The organism is Vibrio sp. B1-2 (genome assembly GCF_963888445.1).
Taxonomy (GTDB): Bacteria; Pseudomonadota; Gammaproteobacteria; order Enterobacterales; family Vibrionaceae; genus Vibrio; species Vibrio anguillarum.
This window is the reverse complement of sequence record NZ_CAWPJH010000041.1, coordinates 145,096-161,231: the sequence shown is the minus strand read 5'-3', so window position 1 is coordinate 161,231 and position 16,136 is coordinate 145,096. Positions and strand designations below refer to the sequence as shown.

The 16,136-nt window shown below is 46.1% G+C and carries 16 protein-coding genes; 7 read left to right on the top strand and 9 right to left on the bottom strand.

What is annotated here, in order from left to right; genetic code table 11:
- Window positions 1-168: 168 nt before the first annotated feature.
- Window positions 169-726, top strand: coding sequence for a VC2662 family protein (locus tag AACQ75_RS14015; protein WP_170888856.1), 558 nt, complete (start codon window positions 169-171; stop codon window positions 724-726).
- A 50-nt stretch (window positions 727-776) separates the two neighbouring features.
- On the opposite strand, the gene AACQ75_RS14010 is transcribed toward AACQ75_RS14015, so the two are convergent.
- Together AACQ75_RS14010 and epmB are read right to left on the bottom strand one after the other, a co-directional pair.
- Window positions 777-1,250: an MgtC/SapB family protein gene (locus AACQ75_RS14010; protein WP_013855863.1), complete on the bottom strand. Its 474-nt coding sequence runs from the start codon at window positions 1,248-1,250 to the stop codon at window positions 777-779.
- A gap of 72 nt (window positions 1,251-1,322) precedes the next feature.
- A complete protein-coding gene (gene epmB / locus AACQ75_RS14005) occupies window positions 1,323-2,345 on the bottom strand; it encodes an EF-P beta-lysylation protein EpmB (protein ID WP_019282863.1) in 1,023 nt (340 codons plus the stop codon).
- A 33-nt stretch (window positions 2,346-2,378) separates the two neighbouring features.
- Between epmB and efp the strand changes: the two genes are divergently transcribed.
- Window positions 2,379-2,945 (top strand): elongation factor P, encoded by a 567-nt coding sequence (efp, locus tag AACQ75_RS14000; protein ID WP_017043203.1) that lies wholly within the window; start codon window positions 2,379-2,381, stop codon window positions 2,943-2,945.
- A 124-nt stretch (window positions 2,946-3,069) separates the two neighbouring features.
- Here the strand turns inward: efp and frdD are convergent, their stop codons facing one another.
- From frdD to frdA, 4 genes are read right to left on the bottom strand one after another with little or no spacing between them, the layout of a single operon-like run.
- On the bottom strand, window positions 3,070-3,447 hold the full coding sequence (gene frdD, locus AACQ75_RS13995) for a fumarate reductase subunit FrdD (RefSeq protein WP_170888855.1): 378 nt from the start codon (window positions 3,445-3,447) through the stop codon (window positions 3,070-3,072).
- Between the two features lie 12 nt (window positions 3,448-3,459).
- The gene (gene frdC / locus AACQ75_RS13990) at window positions 3,460-3,843 is read right to left on the bottom strand and encodes a fumarate reductase subunit FrdC (protein WP_017043204.1); all 384 of its coding nucleotides are present in this window, start codon (window positions 3,841-3,843) and stop codon (window positions 3,460-3,462) included.
- A gap of 2 nt (window positions 3,844-3,845) precedes the next feature.
- Window positions 3,846-4,604, bottom strand: coding sequence for a succinate dehydrogenase/fumarate reductase iron-sulfur subunit (locus AACQ75_RS13985; RefSeq protein ID WP_017046770.1), 759 nt, complete (start codon window positions 4,602-4,604; stop codon window positions 3,846-3,848).
- A complete protein-coding gene (gene frdA, locus AACQ75_RS13980) occupies window positions 4,604-6,418 on the bottom strand; it encodes a fumarate reductase (quinol) flavoprotein subunit (protein WP_013855868.1) in 1,815 nt (604 codons plus the stop codon). Before frdA ends, AACQ75_RS13985 begins: the two co-directional genes overlap by 1 nt.
- Before the next feature lie 244 nt (window positions 6,419-6,662).
- Between frdA and epmA the strand changes: the two genes are divergently transcribed.
- From epmA to cysE, 5 genes are all read left to right on the top strand, one after another.
- Entirely contained in the window at window positions 6,663-7,637 is a 975-nt protein-coding gene (gene epmA, locus AACQ75_RS13975) for an elongation factor P--(R)-beta-lysine ligase (protein ID WP_170888854.1), read from the top strand.
- Window positions 7,638-7,793: 156 nt separating this feature from the next.
- Complete coding sequence (locus tag AACQ75_RS13970) at window positions 7,794-8,228, top strand: rhodanese-like domain-containing protein (protein ID WP_010317649.1); 435 nt, start codon at window positions 7,794-7,796, stop codon at window positions 8,226-8,228.
- A 167-nt stretch (window positions 8,229-8,395) separates the two neighbouring features.
- Window positions 8,396-8,863 carry a protein-export chaperone SecB gene (gene secB, locus AACQ75_RS13965; protein ID WP_013855870.1) on the top strand — a complete coding sequence of 156 codons (468 nt, stop codon included), beginning with the start codon at window positions 8,396-8,398 and terminating at the stop codon, window positions 8,861-8,863.
- Window positions 8,864-9,044: 181 nt separating this feature from the next.
- Window positions 9,045-10,103 carry an NAD(P)H-dependent glycerol-3-phosphate dehydrogenase gene (gene gpsA / locus AACQ75_RS13960; RefSeq protein ID WP_013855871.1) on the top strand — a complete coding sequence of 353 codons (1,059 nt, stop codon included), beginning with the start codon at window positions 9,045-9,047 and terminating at the stop codon, window positions 10,101-10,103.
- Window positions 10,104-10,189: 86 nt separating this feature from the next.
- Window positions 10,190-11,011, top strand: a complete 822-nt coding sequence (gene cysE, locus AACQ75_RS13955; protein WP_010317654.1) for a serine O-acetyltransferase — start codon at window positions 10,190-10,192, stop codon at window positions 11,009-11,011.
- A 62-nt stretch (window positions 11,012-11,073) separates the two neighbouring features.
- On the opposite strand, the gene AACQ75_RS13950 is transcribed toward cysE, so the two are convergent.
- The 3 genes from AACQ75_RS13950 to argE form a co-directional block, all read right to left on the bottom strand.
- On the bottom strand, window positions 11,074-11,613 hold the full coding sequence (locus AACQ75_RS13950; protein ID WP_038149150.1) for a PadR family transcriptional regulator: 540 nt from the start codon (window positions 11,611-11,613) through the stop codon (window positions 11,074-11,076).
- Between the two features lie 367 nt (window positions 11,614-11,980).
- A complete protein-coding gene (ppc, locus tag AACQ75_RS13945) occupies window positions 11,981-14,614 on the bottom strand; it encodes a phosphoenolpyruvate carboxylase (RefSeq protein WP_026027891.1) in 2,634 nt (877 codons plus the stop codon).
- 232 nt (window positions 14,615-14,846) lie between these two features.
- Window positions 14,847-15,983, bottom strand: a complete 1,137-nt coding sequence (argE, locus tag AACQ75_RS13940; protein WP_170888853.1) for an acetylornithine deacetylase — start codon at window positions 15,981-15,983, stop codon at window positions 14,847-14,849.
- Between the last annotated feature and the right edge of the window lie 153 nt (window positions 15,984-16,136).

Here is a 16,136-nt window from a genome sequence, read left to right as displayed (position 1 = left end):
GGAGCTTGCCTCCGGTTTTTTTTTCGCATAATTAGCTCAATCCTGACGTTTGAGTGATCCGACTCTTCTAGACTTCGTTTCTTCACTGATCACAATTTGGTGATGATGTGAGTGAAATAGCGTGAACAAACCCAATATTAACGGTTTCATTGGTCAATGGAGATCTTTATGAAAAAAGTACTTTCAGCACTAGCCGTAGTGGCTGCGTTATCTTCTTCTGTTGCGATGGCTGGCACTCCAGTTATGTTTTCTTCCATCAATAACTTCAATGCGCCGGATGAAAATGCGGTATCAGGTGTTCGTGTTGCGGCTCTTTACGGTAAAGTGAATGAAGTTAAAGGCTTAGATCTCGCCGTTGTTGGATTATCTGAAACTGACTCTACGACGGGTGTAAATTTAGGTCTTTTAGGGGCATCGAAAGTCAATCAAGAGATGACCGGTGCTTCACTCGGTTTGTTAAACTGGAATACAGGGCAAACCGTGGGTGCTAACGTGGGTATAGTGAATCTGACCAACAATGTACAAGGTGCTAACGTCAGTCTAGTTAACTACTCTGAAGGTAATACCATGGTTGATGTTGGTGCAGCAAACTTCTCAGATACATCGAAAGTGCAAGTGGGTTTGTTCAACAAAACCACAAAAATTGAAGGTATTCAGGTTGGTCTAATTAACTGTGCGGATAATGGTTTCTTTAAGTGTTTTCCTATCATCAACTTTGCTAAATAGCCGATGAATTGAAATCGAAAGAGCAGCATCAAGCTGCTCTTTTTTTCACCTTATGTACGACGACGAAAGCGTTGATGAACACCACGGCGCAAACTTTGAAAGCTATTTTCTACCTTATCCACGCCATACAACACACACAATGCCAATACCGTGATAATGATGGATTGCTGTAAGTAACCAAGACCGATCATCAATCCCAGTGATGCCAGTACCCAAATAACAGCGGCTGAGGTGACGCCATGGATTTTCCCATCTTGAGTCATCATCACGCCTGCGCCTAAAAAACCAACCCCAGTAATAATTTGTCCAAGCACGCGAGCTTGATCTAAGGTGTTAGGGGACAGTGATACGGCCATCGCTAGAAAGAGATAAGTCCCTGAGATGATTAATATTGATGTGCGAATGCCCACAGGTTTACCGCGGGTTTGGCGTTCAACGCCAATCAGTAACCCATTGATAGCACAGCACAATAATGCAGACCAACTGAATGGACTAAGATCAAGAAATTGTCCGAGAGATTGCATGATGGTTTTCCCAAAAGTATGAAGGTAAGAGTTCGTTGATTGACACCGAACCGCTCTTTTGAAGTTCTGTAATTACTCAAGATGCAGATCGAGTGGCGTTTTACTGGCTCTGCCACCGATTTCTCGAGTTAGCTTAGCAACAAGATAGCCCGAGACTCGCTCAATGACACCTGCCATTATTTCTTTTGCTTTTTGATCACTAACAAAAAAGTGCGCTGCGCCTTGCACTTTATCCAGCACATGCAAGTAGTAAGGCAAAATTCCTGCATCAAATAACGTTTCGCTGAGCGCGACTTGCGCGTCAACGCTATCATTAACACCTTTTAACAATACACCTTGGTTGAGTAAGGTAACATTGATGGCGCGCAGACGACTCATCTGCTGTTTGAATTCTAGATTGATTTCATTGGCATGGTTAATGTGCGTCACCAAAATGACTTGTAAGCGAGTTTCACGCAGCAGATCACACAATGCATCGGTGATTCGAGCGGGGATCACCACGGGTAAGCGCGAGTGAATACGCAATCGTTTAATATGAGGCACGCTGCTGATTGCATCGATGAGCCAACGCAGTTCTTCATCTTTCGCCATTAGCGGATCACCGCCCGATAAAATGACCTCATTGAGCTCGGGATGCGCGGCAATATAGTCGACGCTTTGCTGCCACACCTGCTTTGAGCCTTTATTCTCTTGGTAGGGGAAATGACGACGAAAGCAATAACGGCAGTTAATCGCACAACCACCTTTGACTATCATTAGCACTCGGTTGCGGTATTTATGCAGCAATCCCGGAATGGCATTGTTTTGCTCATCAAGCGGATCATTTGAGTACCCATCATGCCATTCAAACTCTTCATTGAGTGGCAAAACTTGACGCAACAGGGGATCGTAAGGGTTTCCTTTTTCCATGCGATCGACAAAACTTTGTGGCACCCGTAGTGCGAAGAGTTTGCGTGCGGCAAACCCGTTTTGCCAAAGGGCAGGATCAATCTCTAACTGCTGGAGAAGCTCGGCAGGGTTTGAGATCGCATTCGTTAATTGTTGAAGCCAGTTTTGCTCAACAGAATCAAGTTTTCGGGTTATTATATGCGGCATTGAATTTAACTCGAAGAATGGTAAGAGGAAAAAATGGCTACTGTTAGCACGAATGAATTTAAAGGCGGTCTCAAAATTATGCTTGATAATGAGCCTTGTGTCATTCTCGAAAATGAATATGTGAAACCAGGTAAAGGCCAAGCCTTCAACCGTGTCAAAATCCGTAAACTTCTTTCTGGCAAAGTGTTGGAAAAAACATTTAAGTCAGGTGATTCAGTAGAAACGGCTGACGTAATGGATATCGATCTTGATTATCTCTATAACGACGGCGAATTCTACCACTTTATGAATAATGAAACATTCGAGCAAATTGCGGCGGATAATAAAGCGGTGGGTGAAAGCGCAAAATGGCTAGTGGAAAACAACACTTGCATGTTGACGCTTTGGAACGGTAACCCAATTGCGGTAACACCACCAAACTTTGTTGAACTTGAAGTGGCTGAAACTGATCCGGGCTTGAAAGGTGATACGCAAGGTACGGGTGGTAAACCCGCTACGTTGGTCACAGGTGCTGTGGTACGTGTGCCACTGTTCATCTCTATCGGTGAAGTGATCAAAGTGGATACCCGCTCTGGCGAATACGTAGGTCGAGTCAAATAATCACCTCAAGATAAGTAAGAAGGTCGCTCGGTTAGCGGCCTTTTTTATTGCTCCAAAGCTGAGTGAGTGCCGTAATAAAAAAGAGCTGCCGAGGCAGCTCTTTGATGTCATCACTTTTCTATCTTCAAATCATAAAGATAAAAACGACAGCGAGTGCGGAAATCAGCCCTGCAAACGCATAACAAGCGATTTTACCCACTAAACCGGTGTGGAATTTTAGGTCATGCATACCGTGATGGACACGGTGCATGGCATGCCACATCGGTAAGGTTAATGTGCCAATGATAAACAGTGCGCCGATGATGCTAGTCGCAAAACTCGAAACGCGTTCATAACTCATTGCTTCAGCATCGATAATGCCTAATGGTGCTAAAATACCCAACACGAGAATGGTGATCGGGGTAATCATCGCAAACCATGTTCCACCGGCACCAAACAGCCCCCACCAGATAGGTTCATCAGAACGTTTTGGCGTGCGATTTACCTTATAATTGTTGTTCATGACTATAAGCTCCTACACCACGATGAGAACAATCAGTGAGATAAACGCAACCGCTGCCCACTGAGTTAAGACGATGATTTTCTTGTCGATTAGCTTACCTTTCAAGCGGATTGGCATCACTTGCGGCATCATGCTAAAGAAGGTTTGTGCATGCAGCAAACTCCCCGCTAACGCGACAATATTGATTGCGACCACAATTGGGTTTGCCATAAAGCTTAGCCAGCCTTCCCATGCTTCAGGGCCTTTAACCAAGCAGCCCAAGCCAAAGGTAAGGAATAAGGTAAAGAATATCAGTGGCAGTACCGTGGCTTCACGCAACATGTAGAAGCGGTAGAATGGGTGATCTTTCCACCAAGTACGTGTCATTTCACGAACGTAAGGTTTACGGTTACTCATCCTTATCCCTCCACTTTCTTTGGTGAACCGTCAGGTTTTAGCATGGCAATCACGAAGTCCATTGAAGACTCAACTTTGCCTTGGTTGACGGCTGCTGCTGGATCAACGTGTTTTGGACACACTTCAGAGCAGTAACCAACAAAGGTACAACCCCAAGCACCGTTATCACCATTGATGAGCTTCATACGCTCGGCTTTACCATGGTCACGGCTATCTAAGTTGTAGCGGTGAGCAAGGGTTAATGCTGCAGGACCAATAAACTCAGGGTTCAAACCAAACTGAGGGCAGGCCGCGTAGCAAAGACCGCAGTTAATACAACCAGCAAATTGTTTGTATTTGGCCATTTGCTCTGGCGTTTGTAAGTTGGTGCCATCTTCAGGTTTGCGATCGTTGCCAATGATGTAGGGTTTAATGGCTTCAAGACGCTCGATAAACGAAGTCATATCCACGATCAAATCTTTTTCAATTGGGAAGTTGGCTAAAGGTTCAATTTTCACGCCATTAGGGTAATCGCGCAGGAAGCTTTTACAAGCCAATTTAGGTACGCCATTAACCATCACACCACACGAACCGCAGATCGCCATACGGCAAGACCAGCGATAAGAGAGATCCTTATCGAGGTTATCTTTGATGTAGCCAATCGCGTCGAGCACTGACATGGTGTCATCAAAGGGAACTTCAAACGCTTGCAGGCGTGGCTTGGCATCTTTTTCTGGGTCGTAGCGCAAAATGTCTACTTTTTGAATGCGATTTGCTGACATTATTTTTGCTCCTCTGCGCTTTTCTCTTCTGCCGCTTTTTCCGCGGCGGCAGCCTGTTCTGCCGCTTCACCATAGAGACGAGCTTTCGGCTGAGATTTCGTGATCTTAACCGCGCTGTAGTCGATACTTGGAGCGGCATCTGGTTGATAGAAAGCTAAAGAGTGCTTGAGGTAGTTCACATCATCACGCTCAGTACAACCTTCGTCTAAACGCTGATGCGCACCGCGAGATTCTTTACGCAAGATAGCTGAGTGAACCATAGCTTCAGCCACTTCAAGGCCATAACCGACTTCGATAGCGTACAGAAGGTCGGTGTTGAACACTTTGCCTTTATCTTTAATGCTAATGTTCTTGTAGCGTGCTTTTAGCTCGGTGATTTTATCAATCGTCGCTTGCATTAAATCTTCTTGGCGGTAGATACCACAACCCGCTTCCATGGTGTGACCCATCTCAGTGCGAATGGTGGCCCAGTTTTCATCACCTTCTTGGTTCATTAACGCTGCAATACGCTCTTCTACGGCTTTGACTTGTTTGGCGATAGATTCATCGTTCCAACCTTTGAATTCCGCTGCGCGTTTCACTGCACTTTCACCCGCAACGCGGCCAAAAACCACAAATTCAGCTAACGAGTTAGAACCCAAACGGTTTGCACCATGCAAGCCAACCGAGGCACATTCGCCGACAGCAAACAGACCTTTGATGCGCGTTTCACACTGACCGTCCGTTTCGATACCACCCATGGTGTAGTGTACGGTTGGGCGAATTGGGATCGGCTCTTTTGCTGGATCAACGTTGACGTAAGCTTTCGCTAGTTCACAGATGAACGGTAAACGCTCTTGTAAGTACTCTTCACCGAGGTGGCGAAGATCAAGCAGCACCACATCACCAAGCGGATGTTTGATGGTGTTGCCTTTCTGTTGTTCATGCCAGAAAGCTTGAGAAACTTTGTCGCGAGGACCGAGTTCCATGTATTTGTTTTTAGGCTGACCCACCGGAGTTTCTGGGCCCATACCGTAATCTTGCAGATAACGATAGCCATTTTTATTGACGATGATACCACCTTCACCGCGGCAGCCTTCCGTCATCAAAATACCCGTGCCAGGTAGGCCAGTTGGGTGGTATTGCACGAACTCCATATCGCGTAGAGGGACGCCATGACGATAAGCCATCGCCATACCATCGCCAGTTACAATGCCGCCGTTGGTGTTGCAGTGGTACACACGGCCCGCGCCACCAGTGGCTAATACCACAGATTTTGCTTTGATGGTTACTAGCTCACCTTCGGACATATGAATCGCGATAAGCCCTTGAACTTCGCCATCTTCAACAAGTAGATCCACCACGAAATACTCATCAAATCGATTGATTTGTGGGTACTTCATTGAAGTTTGGAAGAGGGTGTGAAGCATGTGGAAGCCTGTTTTGTCAGCCGCAAACCAAGTACGCTCGACTTTCATGCCACCAAAACGGCGTACGTTGACTTCGCCATTTTCTTTACGGCTCCATGGGCAACCCCACTGTTCCATTTGCACCATCTCGCGGGTCGAGTTGGCCACAAAATATTCAACAACATCCTGTTCACATAGCCAATCTCCCCCACCAACGGTATCGTTGAAGTGGTTGTCAAGGCTATCTTCTTCCTTGATAACTGCTGCTGAGCCTCCTTCCGCTGCAACCGTATGAGATCGCATAGGATAAACTTTAGAAATCAGAGCAACTTCTAAATCAGGGTTTGCTTCAGCGGCTGCAATTGCAGTGCGAAGACCAGCGCCGCCTGCGCCGATGACTGCGATATCTGTGGTGATAATTTGCACAGTTATCCTCCGGTGTGTGATGCGGAAAATCCGCTTGTTATAGTTAAAGGTTCGTAAGCCTTAAGTGGTACGGGTAGTGTAGAAGAGCTGTGTAAGGAAAAAATTGATTCTGTTAGGTTTTTGCTTCGGAAGTGCAAGCGCGAGCATACTTATTTTTCTTTGTGTGATAATAATCACGTTAGAATTTGGAATTGCGCTTCAAGTCAGTAAAATTCATATCATCCAAACTTATGTGTGCCAGAACATGAATAGAAAAAACTGGATGCCAACCGCATCAATATCACAACTCAAACAGCGTGCTCAGTTACTCAAGCAGATCCGCCATTTCTTTGAACTACGAGATGTATTGGAAGTCGATACACCAGCTATGAGTCATGCCACGGTAACCGACATTCATTTGCAAACCTTCCAAACCCAATTTGTTGGTCCAGGATATGCTGATGGCCGTCAACTCTATTTAATGACCAGCCCAGAGTTTCATATGAAACGACTTTTGGCAGCGGGGAGTGGTTCGATTTATCAGATCAATAAAGCGTTTCGCAACGAGGAAAATGGCCGCTATCACAACCCAGAATTTACGATGTTAGAGTGGTATCGGGTTGGTTTTACTCACCATGATTTAATGGATGAGATGGATCAATTACTGCAACTTATTTTGCAGTGTGGATCGGCGCAGAAGATGAGTTACCAACAAGCATTTTTGCAGGTACTTGGGGTTTGTCCGTTAGAAGGCTCAATGGACGAGTTAAAAGCGGCTGCGAGCCGATTAGGTCTAAGTGACATTGCTGAGCCAGAAGAGGATAGAGATACCTTACTGCAACTGCTATTTAGTGTCGGTGTTGAGGCGGAAATTGGTCAACAGGTCCCCGTTTTTGTTTACGATTTTCCTGCATCACAAGCGGCGCTAGCTAAGATTAACCCGCAAGATCATCGTGTTGCGGATCGCTTTGAGGCCTACTTCAAAGGGATTGAACTTGCGAATGGTTTTCATGAGCTGGACAACCCACAAGAGCAACTGGCTCGTTTTGAAGCGGATAACCAAAAGCGTAAAACGATGGGGCTGGTCGAACAGCCGATTGACTACCACTTGATAGCGGCGTTAGAGGCTGGCTTACCTGAATGTTCAGGAGTGGCGCTTGGTATTGATCGCTTGATTATGCTGGCGTTAGGCCAAGATCATATTGATAACGTGACGGCTTTTCCTTTTCCGATAGCTTAAGCTTTTAAGCTTATGTGGATTGCGCGCTTGTAGTGCGATGAGCGCGCTGAAAAACGGCAACAGTTTCTTATTATGCAATGTAAGCCCTCGCGTCTGGCTGACAACCTCGTTATACTCCTTGTCTGATTTTAAGCCCACATTGCAAGAGCACAGAATATGCAAGAGTACATCGAATTTTTCCAACACAATATGATTCTATCTTTGGCATGGGTAGGTATTCTCGTCGCCTTAATCATGAGCATCGTGAAATCAACCACGGCAGCCTATAAAGAGATCACCGCTTCACAAACGACGCTTTTAATGAATCGTGAAAACGGTGTTGTTGTCGATATCCGCACGAAAGATGAATTTAAAAAAGGCCATATTACCGATGCGGTTCACATTTTACCGTCAGATATTAAATCCGGTAACTTGGCTAGCCTTGAAAAGCACAAGTCTGACCCAATCATTGTGGTATGTAAAACGGGTCAAACCGCGCAAGAGAGTGCCAACCTGCTTGCTAAAGCTGGGTTTGAGAATGTGAATTTACTGAAAAATGGTCTTGTAGCTTGGAATGAAGCGAACTTGCCATTGGTTCGTGGCAATAAATAATTCACTGATCGCGGTTATCTTGAACTGAGTGTGCTGGCTGAAAAGCCAGCATTTGATGCTAAGAGTTGTGATGTTTTCCACGTAATCGTGAGCTCATCTAGTCATTCGAAATCAGCTCGGTTAGTCTAAAAGCAACACTGAATTTGTAAGTATTTAAGGATTTAATCATGGCTGAAGCCGCACAACAAACAGCACAACAAAATTTCGCAATTCAACGTATCTTTCTAAAAGATGTCTCTTTTGAAGCGCCAAACTCACCTGTTATGTTCCAAAAAGAGTGGAATCCAGATGTGAAGTTGGATCTTGACACTCAAAGTCGTGATCTGGGTGAGGGTGTGTATGAAGTCGTATTACGCCTAACGGTGACAGTGAAAAACGCGGAAGAAATCGCGTTCTTATGCGAAGTGCAACAAGGTGGTATTTTTACTGCTGAAAAAATGGAAGCGGGTCAACTTGCTCATTGTTTAGGTGCATTCTGCCCGAACATTCTGTTCCCATATGCACGTGAAACAATTTCTAGCTTAGTTGTTAAAGGGACATTCCCACAACTTAACCTTGCACCAGTGAACTTTGATGCATTGTTCATGAACTACCTACAACAACAAGCGACTCAAGGCGAGCAAGCAGAAGCTTAATCGTTAATGACGTGAGATCATTAACGTTGGCGTTCCACGTCAGACTTTGATGATAAAAAATGCACAAAGCATCCCAGATAATGATGGTGCGTTGTGCATTTTTTGTTTATTTCGAATGCCAATACCTCCGTTCCTTGCTACTCCGTATTGAAAGCTGTATCGGAAGGAATTTAGGTATAACATGACAACACGAATAGCAATGGACGAAACAATGACAGATCCTAACAGTATTTACGGTAAAGCGATCACCATGACAGTAGTTGGTGCGGGTTCTTACGGCACATCTCTGGCGATTTCTTTAGCACGTAACGGTGCTAATGTTGTCCTTTGGGGACACGATGCTAAGCATATGGCTCGTCTTGACGCTGATCGTGCTAACCAAGAATTTTTACCCGGTATTGATTTTCCCGATTCGCTGATTGTGGAAACCGATTTGAAAAAAGCGGTACAAGCGAGCCGCGATTTGTTGGTTGTAGTTCCGAGCCACGTATTTGGCCTTGTTATGAAGAGTTTAAAGCCTCACTTGCGTGATGATTCCCGTATTTGTTGGGCAACCAAAGGGCTTGAACCTGAAACGGGCCGGTTACTGATGGATGTGGCCTATGACACCATTGGCGAGCGCTATTCATTGGCAGTGTTATCTGGACCGACTTTTGCTAAAGAGCTGGCGATGGGAATGCCTACTGCAATTTCTGTTGCCTCGCCTGACGCGCAGTTTGTCGAAGATCTGCAAGGCAAAATTCACTGCAGCAAAACTTTCCGCGTTTACGCCAATAGTGATTTTATTGGCATGCAGCTAGGTGGTGCGGTGAAAAACGTGATTGCGATTGGCGCTGGCATGTCCGATGGGATTGGCTTTGGTGCGAATGCGCGTACTGCATTGATTACGCGCGGTCTGGCCGAAATGTGCCGTTTGGGTGCAGCGTTAGGTGCTCAGCCTGAAACCTTTATGGGGATGGCTGGATTGGGTGACTTAGTGCTCACTTGCACCGATAACCAATCACGTAACCGTCGCTTTGGTTTGGCGTTGGGACAAGGGAAAGACGTGGATACGGCGCAGCAAGAAATTGGCCAAGTGGTTGAAGGTTATCGCAACACCAAAGAGGTGTGGTTATTAGCGGCGCGCATGGAGGTTGAAATGCCAATAGTTGATCAAATCTATCAAGTGCTGTATCAAGGAAAAGATGCGCGTGTTGCAGCACAAGATTTGCTGGCTCGTGATAAAAAAGCAGAACGCTAATTCATTGCTCATGATTAGGCACAAAGCCTATTAGCAATCTACATTGACGCTCTAGAGATTGGATGAGGAAGGGTGATCAACCAACGATGAAACATTGCGAAAAACTCAAAGTGTGGCAAGCCATAGTCAAAGAGGCGCGCGAGCAGTCAGAGCAAGAACCGATGCTGGCTAGTTTTTATCATGCCACTATTATTAAGCATGATAGTTTAAGCTCGGCCTTGAGCTACATTCTTGCCAATAAGCTGAATACGGCCTCAATGCCAGCGATGGCGGTGCGTGAAGTGGTCGAAGAGGCATTTGCCGCAGACCCCAGCATTATGGAAGCGGCGGCGTGTGACATCTGCGCGACTGTCAATCGTGACCCCGCGGTATCTATGTTTTCAATGCCTCTACTTTATCTCAAGGGCTACCATGCCTTACAAGGCTATCGCGTCGCGAACTGGTTATGGAAGCAAGGTCGAGTGGCGTTGGCTACCTATTTTCAAAACCAAATCTCGGTAGCTTGCCAAGTGGACATCCATCCTGCTGCACGTATTGGTCGCGGCATCATGCTTGACCATGCTACGGGCATTGTGATCGGTGAAACCGCGGTGGTGGAGAATGATGTCTCTATTTTACAAGATGTAACGCTAGGCGGAACGGGTAAAGAGTGCGGCGATCGCCACCCGAAAATTCGTGAAGGCGTGATGATTGGCGCGGGTGCCAAAATTCTCGGTAATATTGAAGTGGGCGAAGGGGCGAAAATTGGTTCTTGTTCGGTGGTATTGCAAGCGGTGCCTCCGCACACTACCGTCGCTGGAGTGCCAGCCAAAATTGTCGGTCGTCCGCAAACCGATAAGCCTTCGTTAGATATGGACCAACAATTTAATGGCCGTTCTCAAAGTTTCATTGCCGGTGATGGTATTTGATTTGGTCGCGAAAAACAAAAAGGGTGATGCTCACAGAGCATCACCCTTTTTTATGGTTGGCATTAAGCCATTGCATCGAGTTCAGCAAGCACTTCTTCAGCCCAATCAACCCACGCTTGGCGAACCAGTAGGTTGCGGCGTAGTGTTAGACGCTCAAGGCGCTGTAGCTTATCGAGAGTAGCTGGTGTTGCATAGTACGCAGACTCAATCTCTTTGTAGTGAGCAACCAGTTTTTTCGATTCTTCAACTAATTCACCCAGTTGAATTCGGTAAGGTGTTGCTGGTTGTACCGAGCAAGCGATCAATTTAGCGCTAAATTCATCACGTACGGTTGGGTGAGCTGTAGGTTGGTCAAACCATTCACCTAAAGCGCTGCGACCTGCATCGGTGATGGAGTAAACTTTACGATCTGGCTTGCCATCTTGCGGTTCTAATACACAAGTGACTAGGCCTTGTTGACCCATTTTATTCAGTTCGCGGTAAACTTGTTGGTGGCTGGCTTTCCAAAAATAGCCAATGCTCGAAGAGAACTCTTTTGTGATGTCGTACCCTGTGGCATCGCGAGTGCTCAAAACAGTGAGGATAACGTGTGGTAATGACATGTCTTTAATCCAAATGGTTAATAAACTCAAAAACAACTTGCTCAAACTCGTGTTGTGCTTCTGATGGCATCAATCATGAATGAGTTTAAGCAACACCCACCGTTCTATTGACGGAGTGGGTTGTGTCACCTTAAAAAGCCGTTTATCACCTAGGATTATATGCGTGACGCATATCGACCTGCGATTTGTTATGTTTGTATGCTACCGCAGAGGAGCAGTAGTATATCTAAATAATAAGCATAAAGTAGAATACTTTGTTAGTTTAGCTTAAAAAAACTGATAATATGCTCAATAATTTTTGTGATTTAAAATAAAAAGCCGCACAGAGGCGGCCTTTTAGCTAGTTTGTGAAACAAAATGCTGTTACTTAGCCTGTGTTACGCATTCCTGCTGCAATACCCGCGATAGTCACCATTAAGGCTTCTTCTAACTCTGCTGGTGCGGTTTCGGTTTGGCGAGTGCGGTACAACAGCTCTGCTTGCAGCATATTTAATGGCTCAACATAGATATTGCGCAAACGGATTGACTCTTGACCCCAAGGATCGCTTTGCATCAAGTTCTCATTGTTTTCTACATTTAATACCGCTTTGATGTCTTTCTGTAATTGAGAACGCAAACGCTCACCGAGCGGGCGTAACGATTCATCGACTAGGCGTTCATCGTAATAGCGTGAGATTTCAATGTTGCACTTGGAGTAAACCATCTCTAGCATGCCCAAACGCGTTGAGAAAAATGGCCATTCACGGCACATCTCTTCCAGCAGTGCTTGGTGTCCTTTATCGATAGAAAACTGAATTGCTTCTCCCGCACCTAGCCAGGCTGGTAGCACGAGGCGGTTTTGGCTCCAAGAGAAGATCCACGGGATTGCACGTAAGCTTTCGACCCCACCATTAGGGTTGCGTTTAGCCGGACGTGAACCGAGCGGTAATTTACCCAGCTCTAGCTCTGGCGTTGCTTGGCGGAAGTACGGGACAAAGTCCGGCTCGCCGCGAACAATATGGCGATACGCTTCGCAAGAGACTTCAGACAATACCTCCATTAAGTCGCGCCAATCTTGTTTTGGCTCTGGTGGTGGCAGCAGGTTTGCTTCTAAAATGGCGCTGGCGTACATCGTAAAACTATTGACCGCTACTTCTGGTAGACCAAGTTTAAAGCGGATCATTTCGCCTTGCTCCGTCACACGCAAGCCACCTTTTAAGCTTTTGGGTGGTTGTGAAAGCAGTGCCGCATGTGCTGGAGCGCCCCCGCGACCAATGGTGCCGCCACGTCCATGGAATAGTGTCAGTTCAATTCCGGCCTCTTCACTGACATTAACCAAAGCTTCCATTGCGCTGTATTGCGCCCAACCGGCGGACATTACACCTGCATCTTTAGCGGAATCAGAGTAACCAATCATCACCATCTGGTGGTTTTGAATAAAGCCACGATAGAGATCAATGCCCATTAGTTGGCGGATCACCGTTTCTGCGTTGTTTAAATCATCCAAAGTTTCGAACAGTGGACAAACGTCCATGCGATAAGGGCAGCCACACTCTTGCAACAATAGATGTACAGCAAGTACATCTGATGCGGTACGAGCCATCGAAATCACATAAGCACCAAAGGCTTCGCGAGGCTGAGAAGCAACGATTTTACAGGTGTCGATCACCTCTTGTACCGCTTCTGAAGGCTGCCAGTCACGAGGTAACAAAGGACGTTTTGAGCTCAACTCATTGGTGAGAAACGCAATTTTGTCTTGCTCGCTCCACTGGTCATAATCACCAATGCCTAAATAACGGGTGAGCTCGGAGATCACATCAGAGTGGCGAGTGCTCTCTTGGCGAATGTCCAAACGCACAAGATGCACGCCGAACGCTTTAATCCGGCGCAGAGTATCAAGCAGCGAGCCATCGGCAATGACGCCCATGCCGCATTGATGTAAAGATTGGTAGCAGGCATAAAGCGGTTCCCACAACTGTGCGATATTTTGCAGTGGTGCTTTGCGTGCCAGTTGTTGGCCATTGATCTTGGCATCCAACACTTCCAGTGTTTCGCTGAGTAGTTCACGCAGGCGTTTGAGAATAGCGCGATAAGGTTCGTGTTCATCTATGCCAGCCAAATCGCGTAGCGCGTCACTGCATTTGGTCATCGACAATTCGCTGACCAGCTCATTGATATCACCTAGGTAGAGATCGGCCGCTTTCCAGCGAGAAAGCAGCATTACTTCACGGGTGATTTTATGAGTCACAAAGGGGTTACCATCACGGTCGCCGCCCATCCACGAAGAAAAATGCACAGGGCGTGCATCAATTGGTAGCCCTTCACCTAAGTAGTTGGTGAGGTGCTCATCAAATTCACGAAGAAAATCAGGCACGGCTTGCCATAGAGAATTTTCCACCACCGCAAAGCCCCATTTTGCTTCATCCAGTGGCGTAGGGCGCTGCTTACGAATCACATCTGAATGCCAGCTTTGCGCGATCAACTGTTCTAAACGGCGTTCTGTTTTTTGGCGCTCTTTAAATGAAAGATCACTGAGTTCAAGCTTGGAGAGACACTCGTTAATTTTCACCAGCTTGTTGATCATCGTGCGGCGTGTAATTTCGGTTGGGTGAGCCGTTAGCACTAACTCGATATTGAGATCGCGTACCGCTTGAGCAGCATCCAATTTACTGATTTTATTTTGATTCAGTTTAGTAAACAGTAAATTAATCGCATCAGGCTCACACACATGTTCTTCACAGTGACGTGAAATGGTGTGGTACTGCTCGGCCATGTTGGTTAAGTTAAGAAATTGGTTGAATGCCCGCGCTACTGGGGTGAGCTGTTCGTTGGGAAGGTTTTTGATCTCTTCAACCAAGCTGTCTCGGTCGGCTTGATTGCCATTACGGGCTGATTTTGAAAGTTTTCGGATGGTTTCCACTTTCTCTAAGATAACGTCACCATGGGCGTCCTGAATGGTGTTGCCCAGCAAACGGCCAAGCATGCTCACGTTACTTTTGAGCGCAGCGTATTTTTCGTTCATTGTCATCCTGCCTTGTAAAAAAATTACATCCATTGTTCCTTGCTAAGTACACAATCTAGCGAAAAGATCCCTGTAGAGTCAAATAAAGCCGACTATTTTTACGATTATTGCTGAATGTTATTGAACGTGATCATTTGGTGAATAATTGGCGTAAATTACTGAAATTTTATTACAAAAATGCCCGACCGTAGAAACGCTGTCAGGCATTTATCGCTTGAGTAAGCTTGGTAGGCTAGAAGCAGTATTTATACATTGCTTTGGACAAAATCGAGATGGTTGGATCAATAAATTCAAACGCTAGGAATTCATCCGGTTGATGCGCTTGATCGATCGAACCTGGGCCGAGTACCAGTGTTGGGCATAATTGTTGTAAGAACGGTGCTTCAGTACAGTAATTCACGGTTTGTGAAGCGGTATTGCAAATCTCTTCAATGTTGCCAATAAAGGGGTGATCCTGCTGACATTCATAACCCGGAATCGCATCATGCAGCGCGGTAATCTCAATGCGGCCGGGCCATTTTGCACTGACTTCATTCAGTGCACTGCGCAGCAAGTTATCGAGCCCATCTAGACTCATGCCGGGCAGCGGGCGCACATCGTAATGCAATTCGCAGCAGCCACAAATGCGGTTTGGACTATCGCCACCGTGGATATGACCGAGGTTCAAAGTCGGGTGAGGAATGGCAAAGCCTGGGTGATGGTACTCTTTGATCAATTTGTCGCGCAGTTGCATTAACGCGAACAGCACTTCATGCATGATTTCGATGGCATTTACGCCCAGAGCAGGATCAGAAGAGTGGCCCGATTTTCCTGTCACTCGAATAGCGTTGGCTACGTGGCCTTTATGGCCGCGGATGGGCACAAGGCTAGTCGGCTCACCAATAATGCAGTAATCCGGTTGAAATGGTGCATGTTCAGTGAAATGACGTGCGCCGAGCATGGTGGTTTCTTCATCACAGGTCGCCAACACATACAGCGGTTTACTCTGTTTACTCCAATCGACTTTTTTCACCGCTTCGTAGATAAAAGCAAAAAAGCCTTTCATGTCTGCCGTGCCTAAGCCATAGAAACGATCATTGGCTTGCGTTAACGCGTGTGGTTCAAAATTCCAACGTCCTTCGTCAAATGGAACGGTATCACTGTGCCCCGCGAGCAGTAGACCACCTTCGCCGCAACCTTTCTTCGCCACTAAATTGTATTTTCCCGGCGCGACTTCAATGGTGTCGACTACAAACCCTAAGCTGGAAAACCAGCTTGCCAATTTATCAATCACATTCTGGTTACCTTCGTCCCAACGAGCATCTGTGGAGCTGATGGAAGAGGTTGAAATCAGACCTTGGTAAACCTCAAGAAAACTGGGTAATTGCATATTATCTTTGCTCCTAGTATTGACAGAGTAATTGCGAGAAGGTAAAACACATATTAAATCACTTTGTGTGAATAAAAAACCGAGTTAAGTGTCTTTTTTGAAATTTATAGTCATTTTTAGATTGTCTTTTTTACCTTGAAATTGGATGTCACG

What these genes read in the sequence shown, in the direction of transcription:
- AACQ75_RS14015 (WP_170888856.1), top strand. Translation starts at nt 169, where the DNA reads ATGAAAAAAGTACTTTCAGCACTAGCCGTAGTGGCTGCGTTATCTTCT.
- AACQ75_RS14010 (WP_013855863.1), bottom strand. Translation starts at nt 1,250, where the DNA reads ATGCAATCTCTCGGACAATTTCTTGATCTTAGTCCATTCAGTTGGTCT.
- epmB (WP_019282863.1), bottom strand. Translation starts at nt 2,345, where the DNA reads ATGCCGCATATAATAACCCGAAAACTTGATTCTGTTGAGCAAAACTGG.
- efp (WP_017043203.1), top strand. Translation starts at nt 2,379, where the DNA reads ATGGCTACTGTTAGCACGAATGAATTTAAAGGCGGTCTCAAAATTATG.
- frdD (WP_170888855.1), bottom strand. Translation starts at nt 3,447, where the DNA reads ATGAACAACAATTATAAGGTAAATCGCACGCCAAAACGTTCTGATGAA.
- frdC (WP_017043204.1), bottom strand. Translation starts at nt 3,843, where the DNA reads ATGAGTAACCGTAAACCTTACGTTCGTGAAATGACACGTACTTGGTGG.
- AACQ75_RS13985 (WP_017046770.1), bottom strand. Translation starts at nt 4,604, where the DNA reads ATGTCAGCAAATCGCATTCAAAAAGTAGACATTTTGCGCTACGACCCA.
- epmA (WP_170888854.1), top strand. Translation starts at nt 6,663, where the DNA reads ATGAATAGAAAAAACTGGATGCCAACCGCATCAATATCACAACTCAAA.
- AACQ75_RS13970 (WP_010317649.1), top strand. Translation starts at nt 7,794, where the DNA reads ATGCAAGAGTACATCGAATTTTTCCAACACAATATGATTCTATCTTTG.
- secB (WP_013855870.1), top strand. Translation starts at nt 8,396, where the DNA reads ATGGCTGAAGCCGCACAACAAACAGCACAACAAAATTTCGCAATTCAA.
- gpsA (WP_013855871.1), top strand. Translation starts at nt 9,045, where the DNA reads ATGACAACACGAATAGCAATGGACGAAACAATGACAGATCCTAACAGT.
- cysE (WP_010317654.1), top strand. Translation starts at nt 10,190, where the DNA reads ATGAAACATTGCGAAAAACTCAAAGTGTGGCAAGCCATAGTCAAAGAG.
- AACQ75_RS13950 (WP_038149150.1), bottom strand. Translation starts at nt 11,613, where the DNA reads ATGTCATTACCACACGTTATCCTCACTGTTTTGAGCACTCGCGATGCC.
- ppc (WP_026027891.1), bottom strand. Translation starts at nt 14,614, where the DNA reads ATGAACGAAAAATACGCTGCGCTCAAAAGTAACGTGAGCATGCTTGGC.
- argE (WP_170888853.1), bottom strand. Translation starts at nt 15,983, where the DNA reads ATGCAATTACCCAGTTTTCTTGAGGTTTACCAAGGTCTGATTTCAACC.